This window comes from Pseudomonas sp. PvP027 (assembly GCF_017833005.1).
In the GTDB taxonomy this organism is placed as follows: domain Bacteria; phylum Pseudomonadota; class Gammaproteobacteria; order Pseudomonadales; family Pseudomonadaceae; genus Aquipseudomonas; species Aquipseudomonas congelans.
The window spans coordinates 2,517,456-2,542,477 of record NZ_JAFIBK010000001.1; the positions used below are offsets into that span (position 1 = coordinate 2,517,456).

At 58.3% G+C, this 25,022-nt stretch carries 12 protein-coding genes, 2 tRNA genes and 3 rRNA genes; 6 read left to right on the plus strand and 11 right to left on the minus strand.

Features of this window, described 5'->3' with window-relative positions:
* The first annotated feature begins 220 nt into the window (after positions 1–220).
* Together JOE33_RS10605 and JOE33_RS10610 are read left to right on the plus strand one after the other, a co-directional pair.
* Entirely contained in the window at positions 221–1,390 is a 1,170-nt protein-coding gene (locus tag JOE33_RS10605; RefSeq protein WP_187625620.1) for a polymorphic toxin type 44 domain-containing protein, read from the plus strand.
* Positions 1,391–1,436: 46 nt separating this feature from the next.
* Complete coding sequence (locus JOE33_RS10610) at positions 1,437–1,793, plus strand: hypothetical protein (RefSeq protein WP_010436337.1); 357 nt, start codon at positions 1,437–1,439, stop codon at positions 1,791–1,793.
* Positions 1,794–1,889: 96 nt separating this feature from the next.
* Here the strand turns inward: JOE33_RS10610 and JOE33_RS10615 are convergent, their stop codons facing one another.
* The 11 genes from JOE33_RS10615 to JOE33_RS10665 form a co-directional block, all read right to left on the minus strand.
* Positions 1,890–2,294 (minus strand): NUDIX domain-containing protein, encoded by a 405-nt coding sequence (locus JOE33_RS10615; RefSeq protein WP_187625666.1) that lies wholly within the window; start codon positions 2,292–2,294, stop codon positions 1,890–1,892.
* Between the two features lie 122 nt (positions 2,295–2,416).
* A complete protein-coding gene (recD, locus tag JOE33_RS10620) occupies positions 2,417–4,510 on the minus strand; it encodes an exodeoxyribonuclease V subunit alpha (protein ID WP_187625619.1) in 2,094 nt (697 codons plus the stop codon).
* On the minus strand, positions 4,507–8,199 hold the full coding sequence (gene recB / locus JOE33_RS10625) for an exodeoxyribonuclease V subunit beta (protein WP_187625618.1): 3,693 nt from the start codon (positions 8,197–8,199) through the stop codon (positions 4,507–4,509). The genes recD and recB overlap by 4 nt, the downstream gene beginning before the upstream one ends.
* A complete protein-coding gene (gene recC, locus JOE33_RS10630; protein WP_187625617.1) occupies positions 8,196–11,669 on the minus strand; it encodes an exodeoxyribonuclease V subunit gamma in 3,474 nt (1,157 codons plus the stop codon). Before recC ends, recB begins: the two co-directional genes overlap by 4 nt.
* 194 nt (positions 11,670–11,863) lie before the next feature.
* Positions 11,864–11,979, minus strand: a 5S ribosomal RNA gene (gene rrf / locus JOE33_RS10635).
* A gap of 154 nt (positions 11,980–12,133) precedes the next feature.
* Positions 12,134–15,027: ribosomal RNA gene (locus tag JOE33_RS10640) — 23S ribosomal RNA — on the minus strand.
* A gap of 242 nt (positions 15,028–15,269) precedes the next feature.
* Positions 15,270–15,345: transfer RNA gene (locus JOE33_RS10645), tRNA-Ala, on the minus strand.
* 54 nt (positions 15,346–15,399) lie between these two features.
* Positions 15,400–15,476, minus strand: a tRNA-Ile gene (locus JOE33_RS10650).
* An 83-nt stretch (positions 15,477–15,559) separates the two neighbouring features.
* A 16S ribosomal RNA gene (locus JOE33_RS10655) occupies positions 15,560–17,098 on the minus strand.
* Together the 16S, 23S and 5S rRNA genes with 2 tRNA genes alongside form the textbook arrangement of a ribosomal RNA operon.
* A gap of 591 nt (positions 17,099–17,689) precedes the next feature.
* Positions 17,690–19,183, minus strand: coding sequence for a CoA-acylating methylmalonate-semialdehyde dehydrogenase (locus JOE33_RS10660; RefSeq protein ID WP_096101956.1), 1,494 nt, complete (start codon positions 19,181–19,183; stop codon positions 17,690–17,692).
* Between the two features lie 90 nt (positions 19,184–19,273).
* Positions 19,274–20,620 (minus strand): aspartate aminotransferase family protein, encoded by a 1,347-nt coding sequence (locus JOE33_RS10665; protein WP_209924071.1) that lies wholly within the window; start codon positions 20,618–20,620, stop codon positions 19,274–19,276.
* Between the two features lie 112 nt (positions 20,621–20,732).
* Here JOE33_RS10665 and JOE33_RS10670 point away from each other — a divergent pair, with 112 nt between their 5' ends.
* The 4 genes from JOE33_RS10670 (at position 20,733) to JOE33_RS10685 (ending at position 24,620) form a co-directional block, all read left to right on the plus strand.
* On the plus strand, positions 20,733–21,653 hold the full coding sequence (locus JOE33_RS10670) for a LysR family transcriptional regulator (protein WP_010431855.1): 921 nt from the start codon (positions 20,733–20,735) through the stop codon (positions 21,651–21,653).
* Between the two features lie 186 nt (positions 21,654–21,839).
* Positions 21,840–23,237 carry a nucleobase:cation symporter-2 family protein gene (locus tag JOE33_RS10675; protein ID WP_010431853.1) on the plus strand — a complete coding sequence of 466 codons (1,398 nt, stop codon included), beginning with the start codon at positions 21,840–21,842 and terminating at the stop codon, positions 23,235–23,237.
* 94 nt (positions 23,238–23,331) lie between these two features.
* Positions 23,332–23,994 carry a TetR/AcrR family transcriptional regulator gene (locus tag JOE33_RS10680; RefSeq protein WP_122529403.1) on the plus strand — a complete coding sequence of 221 codons (663 nt, stop codon included), beginning with the start codon at positions 23,332–23,334 and terminating at the stop codon, positions 23,992–23,994.
* A gap of 32 nt (positions 23,995–24,026) precedes the next feature.
* Positions 24,027–24,620 (plus strand): YigZ family protein, encoded by a 594-nt coding sequence (locus tag JOE33_RS10685; protein ID WP_122529404.1) that lies wholly within the window; start codon positions 24,027–24,029, stop codon positions 24,618–24,620.
* Positions 24,621–25,022 lie beyond the last annotated feature (402 nt).

Consider the following 25,022-nt stretch of genomic DNA (forward strand, 5'->3'; position numbering starts at 1 on the left):
AAGGGATCAGGTAACCGTATAGTAGCGGGGTAGACAGCTTGTGACACGGATGCGAGTTCGCTCTCATTGAGGTCACACCGACTTTTCGCTCAGATTCTCAAGGTACTGCGCAAAATTGAGACTTGCCCTACATACCGTCTTTTACGCTTCCGGTAGCCTCCCACGCGTCAACTAAACGCTGGTTGTTGTCTACGGATCAAAGACGCAAGGACGGCATGCAATGATTTCTTCAGCTCGATTGGGCGACAGGCACGCCTGCCCATTGCCGGGTCACGGTACAACGCCTGTCGCTTCTGCATCCGGTGACGTCAACATCAACGGCATGGGCGCGGCACGTGTGGGTGATACCTGCGGGTGTGGTGCGGTCATCACCACAGGCTTTCCTTCCATTCTGGTGAATGGCCGTCCTATGGCCCACTTGGGAAGCCCCACCAGTCACGGCGGGACAATCATCACGGGCTCAGGCAATGTTGGTGGCGGCTTCGTCATGGGCGACGCTGGTGGCGCGAGCATTATTGACTTCATGGCGCTGGGGGCTTTCCGGCCAGACGGTTCCGTGGACGACGAGAAGATGGCGACCTTGTTGTCTGACCCGAAGCTCACGGAGAAAGCCTTGGCGGCGGATGCCTTGGTAGATCCCAAGGCAGCCGGTAAGAAGTCAGATGCGCAGCCTGAGTCAAAAGCGGAACCTGTTGTTTGCAAACACCCTGACAGGATGGAAGAGCTGGCGACTTATATTGCTGGAGAGATGAACGCCAACATCAATAGTCCCGCAGTTCGACAGATGAGAGACCTCAATAGCTTCGATGCGGCGGTAAAGATGAAGGAGTATGAGGCGCTTCCATTTTACTTGCGCCTTGGTCCCGGCCCGGACTTCTACAGCATGGCGGCCGGTATGCAAGCAAAGGCCTTTGCCATCTGGGCAGAACGTGTTGGTCAGAATCGCCCGTGGGATCACAAGCCGATACTCGCCGCGAAATACGATGGCGTCGTCTACCACAAACAGGGCGATTACGATTACTTCTATGACATCTGGTCGAACATTCACTATGGATACGTCGGGCGAGTTGGTGGGCTTTCCGAAAGCATCCTTTTGGATGGCGCAGGTGCTGAGCAGATCGTTTCAGACACACTCAGGAAAGCAGTCGAGGTCCTACAGAAACCGAAAGAGGAAAGAAAACTTCCGGGGCCTAATCGCTCGGCCGACATTGATGGACTCCGTGCATGGGACGACGCCCCAGACCGGATTTCGATTAGCATTGGGATCAAGCTGTTCAGCCAAAACCCCACCGGTGGAATTACGGCACAAATGGTAATGAAGGAAGTTCTTGCAGTAGCACCTGAAGCATGGGGAAAAGGCATCCGTGAACACAAATGCAAGCAAAACTAAAACCGGGTATGGCCGTTGGCTGCTTGTTGGCCTATTGGTCGGCCCTATGGCCTTTTGGTACTTAGCGTCTCCAGTCGTAGCAGTAAATTTTTCTCACGAAGGAAAGGACGAGTTTCGATACATCTGGAACACTCAGCATCAAATTTATAAAGGTGACATGCCCGCAGGTGGCGGCTCAGCGGTCGAGTGGGGCCAAATCTTCCCTGATAAAGACTTCTTCATGAGGTTCGACTGGTGGACCGACAAGGGATTTCAGAGGTGTTTCTACGTAACGCCGAAATGGGGGCGGATGATAGACATCTATCTTGATGATATCGGCAGGATCGACACAGCCAAAACGGCGCCTGACGTCATTGCTCGTCTGAAACAGTGTCCGGGGCGACCAGACCCCTTCCAGCCCTGAGGCGTGCTACCAGCGCCACGTCAAACTCGGCACAGCCAATGAGTAAACACAGAAGACACTCCCGGCACCTAAAGAAGAGCTGACCCATGCCCAAGCTCAAGCAAGGGTCTCCCTGAGAAAGCTCAAGGCATCCTTGAAAATATGGTGCCACCTGTCAGACGGCTCACTCATCAGCGGATGCCAGAAAAATCTGAAATCGTGCCCTCCATCATCCTCTGCAAAATGCACCCAGCTATCGGGAAGGTCTTGAGCCACATGACACTCATGAAATGCCCAGACATGTCCCGTTATGGTGGAATGCCACTCACCCAGATTTCGCTTTGCTGTCGCTTGAATCCCGGCCTCCTCCATTAACTCCCGCACAGCAGCCGCGCAAGTTGACTCGCCTGGTTCCACACTGCCCTTGACCAATTGCAGGCACGCCAACGGATGCTCAAATGCCAGAATTTCCAGCACTCCCCTGTTCCGCAGAACCACAGCACACACTTTATCCGCCGTCATCACGCAGTTACACCTTGGCCTTTTCAGTTGCCCCTTAACCCGGTTGAAGAGCATAGGGGTTATGACGCTAGACGTCGTATCTGTGCTGCCCGGTAGAGAATCGCCGGACAGCCCGGACATGATCAAAGCCCCAGCATCAGCCCACTCAGGCGTTTGACCTTGCGGCGCAGGGCTTCTTCGAATATGCCCTGGCGCGGTTCGATCAGGCTGAACCAGTGCTTGGCGCGGGTGATGCCGGTGTAGATGAGCTCCTTGGTCAGTACCGGGTTGAGCGCTTCGGGCAGGATCAGGGCGGTATGGGCGAATTCCGAGCCCTGGGATTTGTGTACGGTCATGGCGTACACGGTTTCTACCTCGTTGAGGCGGCTGGGCAGGACGAAGCGTACGCCATCGCTGCCGTCGTTGCGGGGAAAGGCGACGCGCAATACCTGTTTGCCTTCGCCGTCGCGCTCGGGCAGACGCAGGGTGATGCCGATGTCGCCGTTCATCAGGCCGAGGCCATAGTCGTTGCGGGTCATCAGCACCGGGCGACCTTCGTACCATTGCTGCTCGCTTTCGATCAGCTTCGCGCTGAACAGCGCGTGAGTGATGCGCTGGTTCAAACCCTCCACGCCCCACGGGCCTTTGCGTACGGCACACAGCAATTGAAAGGCGTCGAAGGCGCTGAGTACCGAGCGCGCCCAACGCGTCCAGCACGCGTCGTCCAGTGCCGAACCATCGGCGGGACGCTCGGCAGCGAGTATGTTCAGGTAATGCCGGTAACCCTGCGGGCCTTGCTCGCCCCTGCCCAGACCGTCGAGAACCAAGCGTTCAAACTTGAGGTCCTGCTCGCCTTTGAGTGCCAGGGCGAACAGGTCGTCATGACTGCCTGCCGACAGCAGCGCGCGGGCCTGTTGGTCCTGTTGCTGGTTGACCAGTCGGGCCAACTGGCCGATGCCGCTGCCCTGGCCAAAGCGACGCGAGTGGCGCAGCATCACCACTTGCTGGGCCAACGGATGCTGCTGCGCATCGCCCTGGCGCAAACCGCCCTTGCCGAGGTCTTCGCCGCTGACCGCTTCCAGCCAGGCCTGGGTGTCGGGGCTGTAGAAACCTTCTTCGGCGTCGCGGCACAAATCCCCGAGGACCGCCCCCGCCTCCACGGACGCCAGCTGGTCCTTGTCGCCCAGCAGAACCATGCGTGCATGCGGCGGCAGTGCGTCGAGCAGATTGGCCATCATTTCCAGGTCGATCATGGACGCTTCATCAACCACCAGCACATCCAGCGGCAGTAAATTGCCCGCGTGGTGGCGGAAGTGCCGGGTACCGGGGCGACTGCCCAGCAAGCGGTGGACGGTGGTCACCTCACTGGGGATTTTCTGTCGTACGTCGTCACTGACATCCAGGCTCTGCACCTGTTGGCTGATGGACTCGGTCAAACGTGCCGCCGCCTTGCCGGTGGGCGCCGCGAGCCGGATGCGCAGCGGTTGGCCACTCTGTACCGCCGGGGCCTGCAACAAGGCCAGCAGGCGTACCACCGTGGTGGTTTTGCCGGTGCCGGGGCCGCCGGTGATGATGCTGAAGCCCTTGCGGGTGGCCAGCGCGCAGGCAAGTTTCTGCCAGTCGATGACGGCTTGTGGCGAGGGATCGGCCGGACCGAACAACGCGTCGAGCTGCTGCGCCAAATCCTCCGGCGGCGTTTCACGCTGGGCCAGGCGCTGACGCAAGGCTGCAGCGATACGCCGTTCGTAAGTCCAGTAGCGACGCAGGTACAGACGCCGCTCGGCCAGCACCAATGGTTTTTGTCGCGCTTCGGCACTTGAATCGCCGACCTCGGCGACCAGCATGCTGTCTGCCAGCGCCTGACACCAGGTAGCGCCATCCAGTGCTGCCAGCAGTTGTGAGGGCAGCAGCATCGGCGCGCTCTGCTGATCGCCTTCGGGTGGCAGTGACAGGGCGAAGTCCGGTTCTTTGAGGGTCTCGTACAGATCAAGGCAGACATGGCCGTGGCCGAGCTGATGACTGGTAAGCGCCGCAGCCACCAGCACCAACGGATCGGCCTGCGGATCGAGGTCACTGAGGAACGCGACGAACGCCTTGTCCAGAGCACGCAACCAGCCGCGCTCGACCCAACGTTCGAGCAGGATCAGCAGATCGCTGACGCGCGTCAACGGGTTCAACTCAGCAAGGCTGATGTCGTCCAGTGCCGTAGGCAACAGATCATCGAACGAGCGGCTCATGCCAATGCTCCCGGCAGGTCATGCGCTATCGGTTTTCCCTGAAACAACAGGTCCAGACTTTCGATCAGCTCACGTGGCGGACGGGTGAAATACGCTCCCTGAGAGGCCGAGCGACTGCCCCGCAGGAACAGGTACAACGCGCCGCCCATGTGCTGGTCGTAATCGTAGTCGGCCATCCGCGTCTTGAGCTGACGGTGCAGGGCCAGCAGATACAGGACGTATTGCAGGTCGTAGCGGTTGTCGAGAATGGCGGTTTCCATGGCCAACTGGGTGTAGGCACTGTCGTCGCTGCCCAGCCAGTTCGACTTGTAGTCCGCCACGTAATACCGGCCTTCGTGTTCGAACGTCAGGTCGATAAAGCCCTTGAACATGCCGTTGAGCGAGACCGTCTCGGTCGCAGCACGCGGTGCATTGTCGTGGGTGAAGCGGCGCACCAAGGCATCCATCTGCGCGACGTTGACGTTATTGCTGGCGAACCAGAATTCCATTTCCACACGGTACTGATTGGGCTGATCCAGCTCGCTCAGGGCCACCGGTGCAGCATCCGGTGACAGGCGCATCGGCATGTTCAGCATGTGTTGCAGCCAATCGCTCAGGGTATTGATCCAGCCTGCCCAACCGCGCCGATTGCAGCGCCGGGCGACGGCGTCCTGCAGTTTCTCCGGCGCGTGTGCCGTCATCGCAAAACCTTCGTTGCCAGCCCACTCGAGCAGCCCGTGCAGAAAGGTGCCGGGATTGGGGCCACGCGGAAAACGATGGATATCGCCGCCGCTGGTCAGGATGTCGCGTGGGGCTTCGGGGTCCAGGCGCTCGTCGTCGAACAGTTTCTGTGCCTGCGGGCTGTCAGGTGATTCATCGGCACCGGCCGTTACCGTGTCGCCGATACGCAGGGCACTGTAGGACGCGATCCACCAGTTCTCGGCAGCGCGACGTTTGGGCACCAGCAGCTTGACCAGCGCCGCTGCGTTGCGCGGCGCACTGAAGTGCTCGTCGGTGGGTCCAGGAACGGGCTGCAAGGCGATCGCCTCACACCCCTGGGCCAGATCACGCAGCCAGACGCTCAACTCCGTCGACTCGGCCAGCGCTGCGCCACCGCCCAGCAGGTAACCCAGTGCCGAACGATGCAGCATCGAGGTGTTGGCATTGCCACGCTTGAGGTCGGCGACGCCCAGCCAGCAGGCATGTTCCGATCGGGTGAGGGCAACGTAAAGCAAGCGCAGGTCTTCGGCCAGACGTTCGTCATCGGCTTGTTGAATCAGCGCCTCGGTAGGCTGCAGGCTGATCTGGGACTTGCCGTCGGCGTCATGAAACTGCAACGGCAGGCGACTGCCGTCCACAGGCTTCGACGAGCAAATGAACGGCAGGAACACCAGCGGGTACTGCAGCCCCTTGGACTTGTGGATAGTGACCACCTTGACCAGTTGCTCGTCGCTTTCCAGACGCAGGATCTGCTCCTCTCCGGCCTGACCGGAGAGTGCCAGGTGGTCGCCCAGATGACGGATCAGCGCCTGTTCGCCATCCAGCTCGGCGGCAGCCTGCTGCAACAATTCAGACAGGTGCAGCAGGTTGGTGAGTACTCGCTCGCCGTCGTTGCGGGTCATCAAGGTCTGTGGCAGGGCAAAGTCGTGCAGCAGACGGCGCAGCATCGGCAGCACACCCTGGCTGCGCCATATGGCGCGATAGCCACGAAACTGCATAACGCGCCGCTCCCACGCCAGTTCGTCCTGATTCAGGCGTTCCAGCTCGGCCAGCGGCAGGTCCAGCGTGATACACGCCAGCGCGGCACGCAGCGTGCGTTCGGAGTCCGGCTCGGCACAGGCCTTGAGCCAGGACAGCAGGTCGTGGGCTTCCTGAGCGGCGAACACCGAATCCTTGTCGGACAGGTACACGCTGCGCACACCACGCGTGGTCAGTTGCTGACGCACCGCCTGCGCTTCCTTGCCGTCGCGGACCAGAATCGCAATGTCGGCCGGACGCAGCCCGCGCAGTGCGTTGTCGGGCGTGACGAAACCGGCACGGTCCTGCTGACCGGCATTGAGCAGACGCACGATCTCGCTGGCGCAACTGGCTGCCAACTGTTGACGATAAACCACGCCGGACACCGGCTGGTCGCTCTGCAGATGCCAGACCGTCAGCGCCGTCAGGGGTGCACCGTCGACGTGCAGTGTCTCTTTGCGGCCTTGCGCCAGCGCATCGGAGAACGGTACCTGATTGCCTTGCTCGTCACGAAACAGGAACGCACCGCGACCTTGTTCACGTTGCTCTGCGCGCGTGAAGACATGGTTGACCGAGTCGACCATCGCATGACTGGAGCGGTAGTTGGTGTCCAGGGTATGCCAACGGCCATCGGTGGCCTGGCGGGCACGCAGGTAGGTGTAGATATCGGCGCCGCGAAAGGCATAGATCGCCTGCTTCGGGTCGCCAATCAGGAACAGCCCGGTCTGCTCATCGTTGGCCTCGAGACGATAGATGCTGTCGAAGATCCGGTACTGGACCGGGTCGGTGTCCTGGAATTCGTCGATCAACGCCACCGGAAACTGTTCGCGAATCAGGGTGGCCAGACGCTCGCCGCCAGCGCCATGCAGGGCGGCGTCGAGCCTGAGCAGCATGTCATCAAAGCCCATCTCGGCACGGCGACGCTTCTCTTCTTCAAAGCGCGCGCTGACCCACTGCGCCGCATGCTGCAACACGGCAGCATCCGGTTTGGGCAAGCCGTCGAGCGCCGCCTTCAGCTGTGCCATCGCCTCGAAGGCCGGGTGCGCAGGTGGATCGCTCTTCCAGGCTTCAGCAATACCTTCAGGGGTCAGACGAGTGAAACCAGTGCCCAGATCCAGTGCTTCCTGCGTGTCGTCAGCGGCCCAGGCGGCAAGCTTTTCAAACCAGGGTTTGAAGTAGCGTTCCTGCATCTTGCGGCCATCGACAGCCTTGCGGGCGACGGCGTCCTGACAGAGCGCATACAGCTCGTCAGCCCACACGGCCCAAGGCGCTTTCAGCGCGGCAAGCGCTGCCCGGCGCTCTTGCAATGATGCCGCGATCAGTTCGGCCGGTTCCTGCGTGCGAGGACTGCGATCGCGCCCGAACAGACCTCGTACACGCGGCAATAACGCTGCCGGGCCGCTGAGGTTTTCCCGCACCCAGAGCAATGCGTCGCCGCTCATGGGGTAGCAGAAGCGTCGCCAGTAATCGCGCAGGACTTCGCCGAGCAAATCGCTGTGGTCGGTTTCCAGCGTCTGGGTGAACAGGCTGCCGCTGTCGAATGCGTGCTCGCGCAACATGCGCTGGCACCAACTGTGAATGGTCGAGACCGCGGCCTCGTCCATCCACTGTGCGGCGATGTCCAGACGGCTGGCGCAGGCTGGCCATAGCGACGCGTCGAACTGTTCACGCAGCTCGGCAATCAGGCCATCGGGGGCGGCGATCTCGTCACGAAAGAACCGCGCAGCCTCCGCCAGCCGGGTACGAATTCTGTCACGCAGCTCCTTGGTCGCGGCGTCGGTGAAGGTCACCACGAGGATCTGCGGCGGCAGCAGTTCACGACCAAAGCCGGACTGCTCGGTGCCGTGGCCGAGCACCAGACGCAAGTACAGGGCGGAGATGGTGAAAGTCTTGCCGGTGCCGGCGCTGGCCTCGATCAACTGGCTGCCGCGCAGTGGAAAGCGCAGCGCGAGTGGAAGGGATTGCTCGCTCATGCGCTGCCCTCCCCGCCGGACAACGACTGCCAGGGCGCGTCGTAAATCGGTTTGTAAAGCGTCTCGCACCAGCCTGCAAATTCTTCACTGTCCATCAGTGCGTCAAAGTCCGGGAACTGCCGAGCCAGTGCCGTGCTTTCGCGACGCTCGCCATCGGTGGTCTGTCCGTCACCTTCGTAGGCTTTGCGGGCGGCCGCTTCGGCTTTGTCGGCGGGCTGGCCCAACCAGGCAAAGGCGGTTTTGACAGCGATCGGAAGAGGTTCCTGCATGCCGCGCAGCCAGGCCGTCAGCAAGTGATTGAGGGTAGTCACGGCGGCTGCCTTGTCCAGCGGCTCAAGCATCAGGGTTTCATCACTGGCGACCAGCGCCGTGCTCAACGGCAGACCACAGGCGCACGCCACCAGGTGATTGACCCACGGCCGAATCAGCCGGTGCCACTTGCGGGTCTTTTTCGAACCGATGCTGTTGGGAATGGCGGTGACCAGCAACAGCTCGCTGCGGGCGTTACGGTGCAGCCCGCCCAGCCAGCCGTCGATGCTGACACCCGCATGGCTGAAACCGATCGGTAAAGCGCTGCTCAGGGTCTCGGGCCAGAGGGTCAACAGATCGTGGTAGCGCCTGAGTACGTCCGGCAGCGGCTCGATCAGTTCGCTCTGCATCAAGGTGCCGAAACCTGCGAGCGGCAGCAGACCACTGGCTTGCAGTTTCAGCGCCTGAGTCTGCAGAGCAGACTCCATGTTGTCCGGCGAGGACATGCCAGCGCCAAGCAGGCTTTCACTCAGGCCGTAGCGCTCAAGGGCGTCGAGCACGAACGGTTCCTCATCGGCGAGCGGCGCTTCAGCGACTTCGAAATAGATCTTCAGGCGCTGGCTGAAGAAGTGCTTTACCGGATTTCTCAGGAAATCCTGCAACTGCGCAATGGACAGCGGTTCTTCCTGTTCATGAGCGGGCAGCGCTTGGGGCACGGGCAGCTGAAGGTCGGTTTCATGCAGCAGGCGCCACTCGCGTGCGAAGCTGAAGTACCCCGTGCCGGCGTGGAAGTAATTGGCGCTGAAGGGTTGCAATGGGTGATTCACCGTCAGGGCTTTCAGCAAGCGCTCATCATCCTGTTTAACGTCCGGATCGGTCTCGCCAGCCAGCTTCCAGCCGCTGGCGAGGTGATCGCGCAGCTGACCGATCAGCACCGAAGCCGGACGCTCACTGTTGTCACGAATGCTGTGGCCAACCCAGCTGACATACAACTGGTCTCTGGCCGAGAGCAGCGCTTCCAGCAACAGGTAGCGATCGTCTTCACGTCGGGAACGGTCGCCGGGGCGGTAATCGCTGCCCATCAGGTCGAAATCCAGCGGCGGTTGCGCGCGCGGGTAATCGCCGTCGTTCATGCCCAAGAGGCAGACCACTTTGAACGGAATGGCACGCATAGGCATCAGCGTGCAGAAGTTGACCGAGCCCGCCAGAAAACGCTGGGACAGGCGCCCTTGATCGAGCCCGGCCAGCCACGCCTCACGCACAACGGTCAGCGGCAGCTCATCGGTCAGCCTTACCGTTGCACAGGTTTCCAGCCAGTTCTCGCGCAGTGTTTCCAGTTGGGCAAGCAGGTAGTCGTCATGCTCGCTGTCGGCGAGGAAGAACAACTGCAGCAAGGATTGCAGGCGGGCACCCCACGCTTCCGGAGTCGTGGGTGTCGACAACTCCGTATGAGCGACCTGGAGAGCGTCAATCAGCGCGACCAGCGGACCGATCAACGCCGCATCAAGCCCGCCGATCTCATCGTAAGGTTCGATACCATCGTAAGCCGCACCTGCCCCCACGGCGTAACCCAGCAACATTCGGCGCAGGCCGAAATGCCAGCTGTTCTGCTCAAGGGCATCAGGCAGTCCCAGACCGGCACGCTGTTGAGCATTAAGGCCCCAACGAATGCCTGCGCCTTCTATCCAGCGATGCAGCGTTGGCAAGTCACGTTCCTGAATCCTGAAGCGTGCTCGCAAGGCTGGAACGTCCAGAAGGTCAAGAATTTCGCTGACCGGAAAACGGCTGTCCGGGAGTTTGAGCAGATGCTCGACAGCAATCAGCAACGGCTCGCGGCCGCGCTGGCCCTGGTCAGCCAGCGTGAAGGGTATGAAGCGACGATCTTCGCGTTCGATCTGCCCGAATACCGCTCGTATGTGCGGGGCATAGCTGTCGATGTCCGGGACCATGACAATCACGTCACGCGGGCGCAGGCCGGGATCTTTGCTGAATCTCGCCAATAGCTGGTCATGTAGCACTTCCACTTCGCGCTGTGCGCTGTGGGCCACATGGAAGCGAATCGAGCGATCCTCAAGAGGATCGACTGCCGGCCAGAGCTCACGGGTCTCATCCAGCGGACGCAGCTCGAGAATATCGTCCTGCAACTGGTTCAGCAGGGTGGTGGGCTCCGCGTCACTGAACAGGTCAATGCGCTCGTCCTTGAACGAGGAGCGGTAGCTGCGTGGGTCGTCATGGCTGTCGAGCAGGTTGATGTAATCACGTCCCTGCTTGCCCCAGGCCGCGAGCAAGGGGTGAGCATGCTGATGCAGCGCTTGCGGGTCGAGAACCATTGGCATTCCGCTCTTGCGCGCCTGGCGCTTGTACTGGTGACGCAGCAGGTCCTTGTCAGCAACGATATCGGTCCAGTGGTGACGGCACGGATTGTGGACACAGAGCAGAACCTGACTGAATCTGGCCAGCCCTGCCAACGCCTCGAGTGCTTGTGCCGGCAGTGACGAAATGCCGAAAACGATGACCCGTGCCGGCAAGCCCGGCGGCGCTTCGGTCATGTTGCCGATGCGCTCGATGAAGCGTTGATGCACGCCTGCGCGGCTCTGCGACATCCCTTCAGCACCGACATCATCCAGCAGCGCGCGCCACAGTTCGGCTTGCCAGCAATTGGCGGCTGACAGTGGTCTGGACTGGCCTCGTACGTCGCGCAATTGATGGCGACCAGCGGCCCAGTCTTCCAGCCAGTCAGCGCGGTAAACCTGATATTGGTCGAACAGATCGGACAGGCGTTCGGACAATTGATAGCGCTTGCGCAGGTCAGTGTCGTCGGTCAGAAATCGCTGCAGAGGCTCGAAGTGTGGCTGATTGATCAGCGAGGGCAACAAGCGCATCAAGCGCCAAGTCAAAGGGGTCTTGTCGAGCAACGAAGTCTGGGGAATCTCATCCCCTCCCAGCACCATGCGATACAGCGTCCACATGAAACTGCCGGGCAACTGGACGTCTATGGCGGCGGCGATACCACAGCCACCGTTATCTTCATCCTGAGCATCTTCGGCCAACGCCAGCTTCAGCCATTGAGCAATACCGTTGCTCTGCACCAGAGCAATCTCGTTTTCCAAGGGTGCCAATGGATAACGCCGCATCCAGGACACAACCAGACTGCGCAGTTCATCCGGGCGGTTGCCTTGAACCACCATGAAGCCTGCACTCAGAGAGGTTGTAACGGACATGCTTGCTTCCTTGACGGGTGCGTAGAACCTGATGCCGAACCATAAGGGCAAGCGCACCGGATTGCCATAAGCACGTGCGTCTGGATGACTGCCGGAGAGGTGGAGTTATAAGTTCAGGAGAATGCAGAGGTTTCTCAAACCCCAGACAAACAAAAACCCTCGACGCGTAAGCGAAGAGGGTTTCTGGAATTCAATCTTGACGATGACCTACTCTCACATGGGGAAACCCCACACTACCATCGGCGATACATCGTTTCACTGCTGAGTTCGGGATGGGATCAGGTGGTTCCAATGCTCTATGGTCGTCAAGAAATTCGGGTACCGAATCGTGCCGTGCGGCGCGCTTCAGCAAATCGGGTATGTGATAGTCGGTTCAGGTGTTGTTCGTGACGCAAACTTTCGGTTCGTGTCATCTCCACAGTCACCGCAATCTGGTCATTCGACGCAAATTGCTTGGGTGTTATATGGTCAAGCCTCACGGGCAATTAGTATTGGTTAGCTCAACGCCTCACAGCGCTTACACACCCAACCTATCAACGTCGTAGTCTTCGACGGCCCTTTAGGGAACTCAAGGTTCCAGTGAGATCTCATCTTGAGGCAAGTTTCCCGCTTAGATGCTTTCAGCGGTTATCTTTTCCGAACATAGCTACCCGGCAATGCCACTGGCGTGACAACCGGAACACCAGAGGTTCGTCCACTCCGGTCCTCTCGTACTAGGAGCAGCCCCTCTCAAATCTCAAACGTCCACGGCAGATAGGGACCGAACTGTCTCACGACGTTCTAAACCCAGCTCGCGTACCACTTTAAATGGCGAACAGCCATACCCTTGGGACCGGCTTCAGCCCCAGGATGTGATGAGCCGACATCGAGGTGCCAAACACCGCCGTCGATATGAACTCTTGGGCGGTATCAGCCTGTTATCCCCGGAGTACCTTTTATCCGTTGAGCGATGGCCCTTCCATACAGAACCACCGGATCACTAAGACCTACTTTCGTACCTGCTCGACGTGTCTGTCTCGCAGTCAAGCGCGCTTTTGCCTTTATACTCTACGACCGATTTCCGACCGGTCTGAGCGCACCTTCGTACTCCTCCGTTACTCTTTAGGAGGAGACCGCCCCAGTCAAACTACCCACCATACACTGTCCTCGATCCGGATAACGGACCTGAGTTAGAACCTCAAAGTTGCCAGGGTGGTATTTCAAGGTTGGCTCCACGCAGACTGGCGTCCACGCTTCAAAGCCTCCCACCTATCCTACACAAGCAAATTCAAAGTCCAGTGCAAAGCTATAGTAAAGGTTCACGGGGTCTTTCCGTCTAGCCGCGGATACACTGCATCTTCACAGCGATTTCAATTTCACTGAGTCTCGGGTGGAGACAGCGCCGCCATCGTTACGCCATTCGTGCAGGTCGGAACTTACCCGACAAGGAATTTCGCTACCTTAGGACCGTTATAGTTACGGCCGCCGTTTACCGGGGCTTCGATCAAGAGCTTCGCTTGCGCTAACCCCATCAATTAACCTTCCGGCACCGGGCAGGCGTCACACCCTATACGTCCACTTTCGTGTTTGCAGAGTGCTGTGTTTTTAATAAACAGTCGCAGCGGCCTGGTATCTTCGACCGGCAGGGGCTTACGCAGTAAATGCTTCACCTCCACCGGCGCACCTTCTCCCGAAGTTACGGTGCCATTTTGCCTAGTTCCTTCACCCGAGTTCTCTCAAGCGCCTTGGTATTCTCTACCCAACCACCTGTGTCGGTTTGGGGTACGGTTCCTGGTTACCTGAAGCTTAGAAGCTTTTCTTGGAAGCATGGCATCAACCACTTCGTGTTCTAAAAGAACACTCGTCATCAGCTCTCGGCCTTAAGATCCCGGATTTACCTAAGATCTCAGCCTACCACCTTAAACCTGGACAACCAACGCCAGGCTGGCCTAGCCTTCTCCGTCCCTCCATCGCAATAACCAGAAGTACAGGAATATTAACCTGTTTTCCATCGACTACGCTTTTCAGCCTCGCCTTAGGGACCGACTAACCCTGCGTCGATTAACGTTGCGCAGGAAACCTTGGTCTTTCGGCGTGGGTGTTTTTCACACCCATTGTCGTTACTCATGTCAGCATTCGCACTTCTGATACCTCCAGCAAGCTTCTCAACTCACCTTCACAGGCTTACAGAACGCTCCTCTACCGCATCATCCTAAGATGATACCCGTAGCTTCGGTGCATGGTTTGAGCCCCGTTACATCTTCCGCGCAGGCCGACTCGACTAGTGAGCTATTACGCTTTCTTTAAAGGGTGGCTGCTTCTAAGCCAACCTCCTAGCTGTCTAAGCCTTCCCACATCGTTTCCCACTTAACCATGACTTTGGGACCTTAGCTGACGGTCTGGGTTGTTTCCCTTTTCACGACGGACGTTAGCACCCGCCGTGTGTCTCCCATGCTCGGCACTTGTAGGTATTCGGAGTTTGCATCGGTTTGGTAAGTCGGGATGACCCCCTAGCCGAAACAGTGCTCTACCCCCTACAGTGATACATGAGGCGCTACCTAAATAGCTTTCGAGGAGAACCAGCTATCTCCGAGCTTGATTAGCCTTTCACTCCGATCCACAGGTCATCCGCTAACTTTTCAACGGTAGTCGGTTCGGTCCTCCAGTTAGTGTTACCCAACCTTCAACCTGCCCATGGATAGATCGCCCGGTTTCGGGTCTATTCCCAGCGACTAGACGCCCTATTAAGACTCGCTTTCGCTACGCCTCCCCTATTCGGTTAAGCTCGCCACTGAAAATAAGTCGCTGACCCATTATACAAAAGGTACGCAGTCACCCAACAAAGTGGGCTCCCACTGCTTGTACGCATACGGTTTCAGGATCTATTTCACTCCGCTCTCCGCGGTTCTTTTCGCCTTTCCCTCACGGTACTGGTTCACTATCGGTCAGTCAGTAGTATTTAGCCTTGGAGGATGGTCCCCCCATATTCAGACAAGGTTTCTCGTGCCCCGTCCTACTCGATTTCATTGCAAAGGGATTTTCGCGTACAGGGCTATCACCCACTATGGCCACCCTTTCCAGAGTGTTCCGCTAATCTCAATACAACTTAAGGGCTGGTCCCCGTTCGCTCGCCACTACTAAGGGAATCTCGGTTGATTTCTTTTCCTCAGGGTACTTAGATGTTTCAGTTCCCCTGGTTCGCCTCTTGCACCTATGTATTCAGTACAAGATAACCATCTTATGATGGCTGGGTTCCCCCATTCAGACATCTCCGGATCACAGTCTGTTTGCCGACTCCCCGAAGCTTTTCGCAGGCTACCACGTCTTTCATCGCCTCTGACTGCCAAGGCATCCACCGTATGCGCTTCTTCACTTGACCATATAACCCCAAGCAATCTGGTTATACTGTGAAGACGACATTCGCCGAAAGTTTGCATTTCACAAACTTTACCTTAGCCCGGACACGCACCAGTGAAAGAGGTGCCCGGTCTATATTTCTTTCTATCACATACCCAAATTTTTAAAGAACGATCTAATCAAAGACTAGAAATCAACATTCAGGCATTGATCGTCAGGATCAATGGAATGCTCATTTCTAAGCTTTCAAACAGAAGCAGTAAGTGGTGGAGCCAAGCGGGATCGAACCGCTGACCTCCTGCGTGCAAGGCAGGCGCTCTCCCAGCTGAGCTATGGCCCCGTATTTCTACATACCGTGGAGGCGTCTCTCTGACCAGCTATCTCACCAGTAAACTGGTGGGTCTGGGCAGATTCGAACTGCCGACCTCACCCTTATCAGGGGTGCGCTCTAACCAACTGAGCTACAGACCCGAACTCGGGCGCTGCTTCTAATCGTCTTCTTCAATGAATCAAGCAATTCGTGTGGGTGCTTATGGTGCAGCTGAGTCGTCGATTAAGGAGGTGATCCAGCCGCAGGTTCCCCTACGGCTACCTTGTTACGACTTCACCCCAGTCATGAATCACACCGTGGTAACCGTCCCCCCGAAGGTTAGACTAGCTACTTCTGGTGCAACCCACTCCCATGGTGTGACGGGCGGTGTGTACAAGGCCCGGGAACGTATTCACCGCGACATTCTGATTCGCGATTACTAGCGATTCCGACTTCACGCAGTCGAGTTGCAGACTGCGATCCGGACTACGATCGGTTTTGTGAGATTAGCTCCACCTCGCGGCTTGGCAACCCTCTGTACCGACCATTGTAGCACGTGTGTAGCCCAGGCCGTAAGGGCCATGATGACTTGACGTCATCCCCACCTTCCTCCGGTTTGTCACCGGCAGTCTCCTTAGAGTGCCCACCTTAACGTGCTGGTAACTAAGGACAAGGGTTGCGCTCGTTACGGGACTTAACCCAACATCTCACGACACGAGCTGACGACAGCCATGCAGCACCTGTCTCAATGCTCCCGAAGGCACCAATCCATCTCTGGAAAGTTCATTGGATGTCAAGGCCTGGTAAGGTTCTTCGCGTTGCTTCGAATTAAACCACATGCTCCACCGCTTGTGCGGGCCCCCGTCAATTCATTTGAGTTTTAACCTTGCGGCCGTACTCCCCAGGCGGTCAACTTAATGCGTTAGCTGCGCCACTAAGAGCTCAAGGCTCCCAACGGCTAGTTGACATCGTTTACGGCGTGGACTACCAGGGTATCTAATCCTGTTTGCTCCCCACGCTTTCGCACCTCAGTGTCAGTATCAGTCCAGGTGGTCGCCTTCGCCACTGGTGTTCCTTCCTATATCTACGCATTTCACCGCTACACAGGAAATTCCACCACCCTCTACCATACTCTAGCTTGCCAGTTTTGGATGCAGTTCCCAGGTTGAGCCCGGGGATTTCACATTCAACTTAACAAACCACCTACGCGCGCTTTACGCCCAGTAATTCCGATTAACGCTTGCACCCTCTGTATTACCGCGGCTGCTGGCACAGAGTTAGCCGGTGCTTATTCTGTCGGTAACGTCAAAACAATCACGTATTAGGTAACTGCCCTTCCTCCCAACTTAAAGTGCTTTACAATCCGAAGACCTTCTTCACACACGCGGCATGGCTGGATCAGGCTTTCGCCCATTGTCCAATATTCCCCACTGCTGCCTCCCGTAGGAGTCTGGACCGTGTCTCAGTTCCAGTGTGACTGATCATCCTCTCAGACCAGTTACGGATCGTCGCCTTGGTGAGCCATTACCTCACCAACTAGCTAATCCGACCTAGGCTCATCTGATAGCGCAAGGCCCGAAGGTCCCCTGCTTTCTCCCGTAGGACGTATGCGGTATTAGCGTCCGTTTCCGAGCGTTATCCCCCACTACCAGGCAGATTCCTAGGCATTACTCACCCGTCCGCCGCTCGCCACCAGGTACAAGTACCCGTGCTGCCGCTCGACTTGCATGTGTTAGGCCTGCCGCCAGCGTTCAATCTGAGCCATGATCAAACTCTTCAGTTCAAACATCTAACTGGGTTTTGAGAAAACCCTAAACTTGGCTCAGCAATCGTTGGTTACATCTTTGATTTCTCGCGGAGTAACTTGGGTTGCTGATAATCTGTTGACTTCAGTCTGACACCACAAGCACCCACACGAATTGCTTGATTCAGTTGTTAAAGAGCGGCGGTTAAGATCTTTCGTCTCAACCGAGGCGCGCATTCTACAGCGTCCTCTGTATCTGTCAAGCGGTTATTTTAAGAAGTTTTCAAAGTTTCCTTTGCAACTTCAACCACTTGCGCTGCGATCAACTCTGGAGCTGCTCATCAGCGGGAGGCGAATTCTACAGCGTTACAACCGCGTGTCAAACTCTTTTTTCTCACCGCTGCCGATCAACCCAGACCCGACCTTCTTCCTCGCTGACTCTTCACTCCAAAACCTTGCAAACTATTGATCTACAAGGCTTTTTCGTTTCCGTCTGCGCCGGAAGTGGGGCGAATTATAGACACATCACAGAGGGCGTCAACCGTTAATTTCAAAAATCTTCAGCCTGCTTTGCGACTCCCCCGTAAACACGGGAGATCTTCTTTATAGACGATCTCCCTCCCACAGGATTTACAGGCTTGGAAAGGCAAATTGCGACGCTTCATGGCTCGCACGTTGCGGCCAGCGCTGGGTAATGGCCTTGCGACGGGTATAGAAGCGCACACCATCCGGACCGTAGGCATGCAGGTCGCCGAACAGGGAACGCTTCCAGCCACCAAAGCTGTGATAGGCCACCGGCACCGGCAGCGGGACGTTGACCCCGACCATCCCCACTTCAATCTCGTCGCAGAACAGACGCGCCGCTTCGCCATCGCGAGTAAAGATGCAGGTGCCGTTGCCGTATTCGTGATCGTTGATCAGTTGCATGGCCTGCTCAAGGCTGTCCACGCGCACGATGCACAGCACCGGCCCGAAAATCTCTTCTTTATAGATACGCATCTGTGGCGTTACGCGATCAAACAGGCAGCCGCCCATGAAGAAACCCTGTTCGTGTCCGGCAACCTGAAGATTGCGCCCGTCCACCACCAGGGTAGCGCCCGCCTGCACACCGTCTTCTATATAGCCGCCGACCTTGTCGCGATGCTGCCCGGTGACCAGTGGCCCCATGTCCAGCCCGCAGGTCGTGCCTGCACCGATCTTCAGGCTCTGGATTTGCGGAACCAGCTTGGCCACCAATGCATCAGCGATCTGATCGCCGACGCACACCGCGACCGAAATCGCCATGCAGCGCTCGCCGCAGGATCCGTAGGCTGCGCCCATCAAGGCACTCACGGCGTTGTCCAGATCGGCATCCGGCATCAGCACCGCATGATTCTTGGCACCACCGAGGGCCTGAACGCGCTTGCCACGCGCGGCGCCCTCCTTATAGATGTACTCGGCAATCGGCGTAGAACCGACGAAGCTCAGCGCCTTGACCTCCGGCGCTTCGATCAGCGCATCGACCGCGACCTTGTCACCGTGAACCACATTGAGCACACCCTTCGGCAGCCCGGCCTCATGCAGCAACTCGGCAATCAACAATGTGGAACTGGGATCGCGCTCCGAGGGCTTGAGGATGAAGCAGTTGCCGCACGCAATGGCCAGCGGGTACATCCACAGCGGCACCATCGCCGGGAAGTTGAACGGGGTAATACCGGCAACGATACCCAGCGGCTGAAAGTCAGACCACGCATCGATGTTCGGCCCGACGTTGCGGCTGTATTCCCCCTTGAGCACTTCAGGTGCAGCACACGCGTATTCGACATTTTCAATGCCGCGCTTCAGCTCGCCTGCCGCATCTTCCAGAGTCTTGCCGTGTTCTTCACTGATCAACTGGGCAATGCGTGCCTCGTTCTGCTCAAGCAGCTGCTTGAAACGGAACATCACCTGAGCACGCTTGGCAGGCGGCGTATTGCGCCATGCCGGAAAGGCGGCCTTGGCCGAGTCGATTGCTTTCTGGACTGTTTCGCGGTCTGCCAGCACTACGGTGTGGATAACCTGCCCGGTCGACGGGTTGAACACATTGGCGCTACGCCCCTCGTCAGAAACAAACTCGCCGTGGATCAAGTGCTGAATGCTGCTCATGGAAAACTCCGGATATAGGCATCGGGCGTGAGTCAGCTCACACCCGATGCGATAAGGGCATGTAGATAAGAAGAGAGCCCGCCAGCGCGGTCAGTCGATCAGGTTCAGGGTTTCGCCGACGGCATCGAACAATCGATCCAGATCCTGCGCCTGGCTGTTGAAGGTCGGTCCGAATTGCAGGGTGTCACCGCCGAAGCGTACATAGAAACCGGCTTTCCACAGTTTCATTCCCGCCTCAAAGGGCCGCACGATGGCATCGCCGTCACGCGGTGCGAGCTGGATGGCACCCGCCAGACCGTAATTGCGGATGTCGACCACGTTTTTCGCGCCCTTGATACCGTGCAGCGCACGTTCAAAATGCGGAGCGACTGCTGCAGCCTGCTGCACCAGATTCTCCCGTTGCAACAGTTCAAGCGCTGCCAGCCCGGCCGCACATGCTACGGGGTGAGCGGAATAGGTGTAGCCGTGAGGAAATTCGACGGCGTACTCCGGCGTCGGCTGATTAATGAACGTTTGATAGATCTCGCTGCTGGCGATTACTGCCCCCATGGGGATGGCGCCATTGGTGATCTGCTTGGCGATGCACATCAGGTCAGGCGTGACACCGAAACTGTCGGCGCCAAACATCGAGCCCGTACGACCGAAGCCGGTGATGACTTCATCGAAGATCAGCAGAATATTGTGCTGATCACAGATTTCCCGCAGGCGCTTGAGATAGCCTTGCGGCGGAACGATCACACCGGCCGAGCCCGCCATGGGCTCGACGATCACCGCAGCGATGTTCGACGCATCATGCAACTCGATCAGCTTGAGCATCTCGTCGGCCAGCGCGATACCGCCCGCCTCGGGCATGCCCTTGGAGTACGCATTGCTGGCCAGCAGGGTGTGCGGCAGGTGATCGACATCCATCAACTGCCCGAACATCTTGCGGTTGCCATTCACGCCACCCAGGCTGGTGCCTGCCACATTCACCCCGTGATAGCCGCGTGCCCGACCGATCATCTTGGTTTTGGTCGCCTGGCCTTTCAGCCGCCAGTAGGCGCGCACCATCTTCACGGCCGTATCCGCGCACTCGGAACCCGAGTTGGTATAGAAGACATGGTTGAGATTGCCCGGCGTCAGGTCGGTAATCTGTTCTGCCAGCTGGAACGACAGGGGATGCCCGAACTGAAAACCCGGTGAGTAATCCAGCACACCCAGTTGCCGGGACACGGCTTCCTGAATTTCCTTGCGAGTGTGCCCGGCCCCGCATGTCCAGAGACCGGAAAGCGCATCGTAGATCTTGCGCCCCTTGTCGTCTGTGAGATAGCTGCCATGCGCGGCCACCACCATGCGTGGATCGCGCTGGAAATTTCGATTCGCGGTGTAAGGCATCCAGTGAGCATCGAGCTTCAACTGACGGGTGACAGGCACATCGGACACTTCGAACATATTCATGGGAGCAAGCCTCGCAGGCGCTAAAACGAACGGTCATTGCAGCCAAGGTGCCACGCGGCTAAAGTTCATAAAACCCGCCTTTTACGATCTTTGGTTTGGTAATCACTAAACAATGAATATCCGTCGTTCCGATCCGGTGTCGCAGGTCAGTGATTTTGATATTCGCTTGCTGCGCCTGTTCAAAAGCGTGGTCGAGGCGGGTGGCTTTTCTGCGGCTGAAAGTGTGCTCGGCATTGGCCGATCAGCGATCAGCCAGCAAATGAGCGATCTGGAACAACGTCTCGGCCTGCGTCTGTGCCAGCGAGGACGAGCCGGCTTTTCACTGACCGACGAAGGGCGCGAGGTCTATCAGTCGTCGTTGCAACTGCTCAGCGCGCTGGAAAGTTTCAGGACCGAGGTCAACGGCCTGCACCAGAACCTGCGCGGCGAGCTGAACATCGGCCTGACCGACAATCTGGTCACCCTTCCCCACATGCGCATCACCCATGCACTGGCTCGGCTGAAAGAGCGCGGGCCGGGCGTGCACATCAACATCCGCATGATCGCCCCCGCCGAAGTCGAGCGCGGTGTACTTGATGGCGGCCTGCATGTCGGTGTCGTACCGCAGGCCAGTGCATTGCCGGGGCTTGAGTATCATTCTTTGTACAGCGAGCGTTCGCTGCTCTACTGCGCGGTCGGGCATCCGCTCTTTTACGCCGACAATGCCACGCTGGATGACACACGCCTCGCGCAACAGGAGGCCATTGCTCCGACCTTTCGCCTGCCCGGCGATGTTCAGGACCATTACCAGGCACTGACCTGCACGGCCAGCGCGTCGGACCGGGAAGGTATCGCCTTCCTGATTCTGACCGGTCGCTACATAGGCTACCTGCCAGATCATTACGCCAACGCCTGGGTGCAGGAAGGCAGGCTGCGCGCATTGAAACCGGATTCGAAGTTTTACGACCTCAATCTGGTGACCGTCACCCGCAAAGGCCGGCGCCCTCATTTGGTGCTGGAGAGCTTTCTGGAAACACTTGCCGCTACCCGATGACACATTTCTACCAGGCATTTTTCTGGTTCGCCGATGCCGCAGAACGCGTCGAAAGTGCTATCAGGCTGATATTCATTGAAATAGTTGGCTTCAAATAGAAATAACCTGAGCAACTGGACAGTTTTTTGCAGTACTCCCGGACAACGACACGCCAGCACATGGCATTTCCCAGTCCGAGACCTCGCCATGCAGCCCGAAACACTCGACAACGATGACCTGATCTATGGCCTGAACGATCGCCCCAAACCCTGGACGGCCATATTGGCTGCGTTCCAGCATGTTCTCGCCAGCTTCGTCGGGATCATCACTCCGCCCCTGATCATCGGCTCGACCCTCGGCCTGACCCAATACATGCCGTACCTGATCAGCATGGCCCTGATGGTCTCGGGCACCGGCACTTTCATCCAGGCACGCCGTCCGTTCGGTATCGGCGCGGGCATGATCTGTCTGCAAGGCACCAGCTTCGCATTCCTGGGCGCCGTGTTGTCCGCAGGCTTTCTGGTCAAGCAGCGCGGCGGCACCCCGGAGGACATCATGGCGATGATCTTCGGCGTGTGCTTTTTCGGTGCGCTGGTGCAGATCGCGCTGAGTCGCTGCATCAGTCAGTTGCGACGGGTCATCACGCCGCTGGTGACCGGTATTGTCATCACGCTGATTGGCGTGAGCCTGATCAAGGTGGGCGTGACAGACCTGGGCGGCGGCTTCAATGCGCCGGACTTCGGCGCCCCCGTGAATCTGGCGCTGGGCGCGCTGGTTCTGGCCGTGATCATTGTGCTTAATCGGTCGAATACGCCCTGGGTACGTTTGTCAGCCATCATCATTGGCCTGGCGGTCGGCAGCCTGGCCGCCTGGTTCAGCGGCAAGCTGGTGCCGCAGCCCCTTCACGACCTGCCCTTGATCAGCGTACCGGTGCCCTTCCGCTTCGGCTTCAATTTCGACTGGAGCGCTTTCCTGCCTGTCGCGCTGATTTATCTGATCAGCAGCATCGAAACGGTCGGCGACCTGACGGCCAACTGCATGCTCGCACGCCAGCCAATCAGCGGCCCGGGCTACCTGGCACGCCTCAAGGGCGGTGTGCTTGGCGACGGCGTGAGCTGCATGATCGCCGCGACCTTCAGCGCATTTCCCAATACCACCTTTGCGCAAAACAACGGCGTGATCCAGTTGACCGGCGTTGCCAGTCGCTACGTCGGGCTGTACATCGGCGCGGTGCTGTTCGTGCTCGGCCTGTTTCCGCACATCGGCGCCATCGTCCAGCAGATCCCCAAGCCGGTGCTCGGCGGCGCGACGCTGGTCATGTTCGGCAGCGTCGCAGCCGCCGGCGTGCGCATTCTGGCCCAGTCGCCGCTGGACCGGCGCAGCATGCTGATCATCGCGACGTCATTGGGTGTCGGTCTGGGCATTGCGGCGCAACCTGCGCTGCTTCATCAGTTGCCGAAACTGGTGCAGAACCTGTTCGATTCGGCCATCACCAGCGGCGGTATCACGGCCATCGTCATGTGCCTGCTGATTCCGGAAGGCAAAGTCGCCGCCGTTCAGACCGACGACCTGGCGGAACCCAAACCGGTGGAGCAACCACGATAACCTTGCATGCCGCGCCCGCACCGACGCTTGCGAGATGCTCGCCGGTGCGCTATCTGTTCATCCGTCGCGCCCTACGACCTGTCCGGAATTGCCCATGACCCTTGAAGTCCCCGCACACAGCGCTCACGTCACCAAGCCTGCAAGCCGTATTCGTCAGAAGAACGAAGAAGCGATCATCCAGGCAGCCGAAGATGAATTTGCCCGCCACGGTTTCAAGGGCACCAGCATGAACACCATCGCGATCAAGGCCGGGCTGCCAAAAGCCAATCTGCATTACTACTTCACCAACAAACTCGGCCTGTATGTCGCGGTGCTCAGCAACATCATCGATTTGTGGGACAGCACCTTCAACCACCTCAGCGTTGACGACGATCCGGCAGAGGCGCTGGCCCGCTATATTCGCGCCAAGATGGAGTTCTCGCGCCGCCAGCCACAGGCTTCGCGGATCTTCGCCATGGAGATCATCAGCGGCGGCGAATGCATGAGCGAGTATTTCAGCCAGGATTACCGCCTGTGGTTCCAGGGCCGCGCCGCGGTCTTTCAGGCATGGATAGACGCCGGCAAGATGGACCCGGTCGACCCTGTGCACCTGATCTTCCTGCTATGGGGCAGCACCCAGCACTATGCCGACTTCGCCTCGCAGATCTGTCGCGTTACCGGTCGCTCCCGACTGACGCGTCAGGACATGGATCAGGCCAGCAACAATCTCATTCGAATCATCCTCAAAGGTTGTGGGCTCACACCGCCAGCCTTGTAGAATCGTCGCCTTGACGTCAGTTGGACACACGCATGCCTTTTACCCTGATCGGCCCTTGCGAATTTCGTGAAGAAATCCGCAAGAGCCGCTTCATCACCCTCGCCGCTCCTATCGCCAGCCCGGCCGACGCACAGGCATTCATCGAGCAACACAGTGACCTGAACGCCACTCACAACTGCTGGGCCTGGAAGCTCGGTGGCCAGTACCGCAGTAACGATGACGGGGAACCGGGCGGTACCGCAGGCAGGCCGATTCTGGCCGCCATCGAAGCGCAGGAGTTCGACCAGGTCGTGGTGCTGGTGATCCGCTGGTACGGCGGCATTCAACTGGGGACCGGCGGCCTGGCCCGCGCCTATGGCGGCGGTGCCAACAAATGTCTGCAGCAGGCTACGCGTGTGCCGCTGATCCAGCGCGCGTCGTTCCACCTTGAATGCAGTTTCAGTGAGTTGGCGCTGGTCAAGCTGCGTCTCGGCGAATTGAACGGTCTGGTGGAAAGCGAAAACTTCATGGCCAACGGTGTACAGATATCCATCGCCATCGGCCCAGAGCACACCGACACCCTGCAGCGCCAACTGGCTGACCTGAGTCGCGGCAGAATCCTTCTGCACGCAGCGCCGGAGCAATAGCCAGAGCTTCTGCGCCACACACTACAATTGCCCACATCTACTGTGCATCCGGCTGTGGATAAGCTGAGCACACTCTATCGCGGGCCTTGCCAGGCTTGCGTTTCAGGCAAATGATCGTTTTTTAAGCAATTGCCGGACGTGGATCCATAAAGAGTGCAAAAACAGCCTGTTAGCGCTTCTTAGTGCCTTTGGATGTTAGCGGCCGCCGCATTATTCTCACTCGACCCGCTTGCGCACAGTATCTGTGGACGAACCTGTGGATAACAGGTGCAAGGGTCGCGCATTGGTTCAGCGCACCGCCCTCCACGTCCGCTGTACATTTTTTGTTCAACTCCAAGGGCCACATTGGCCCGTACCCGGCCGGCATGCCCCGAACTGGTGCTGAAACCAGTGCGCTCGATC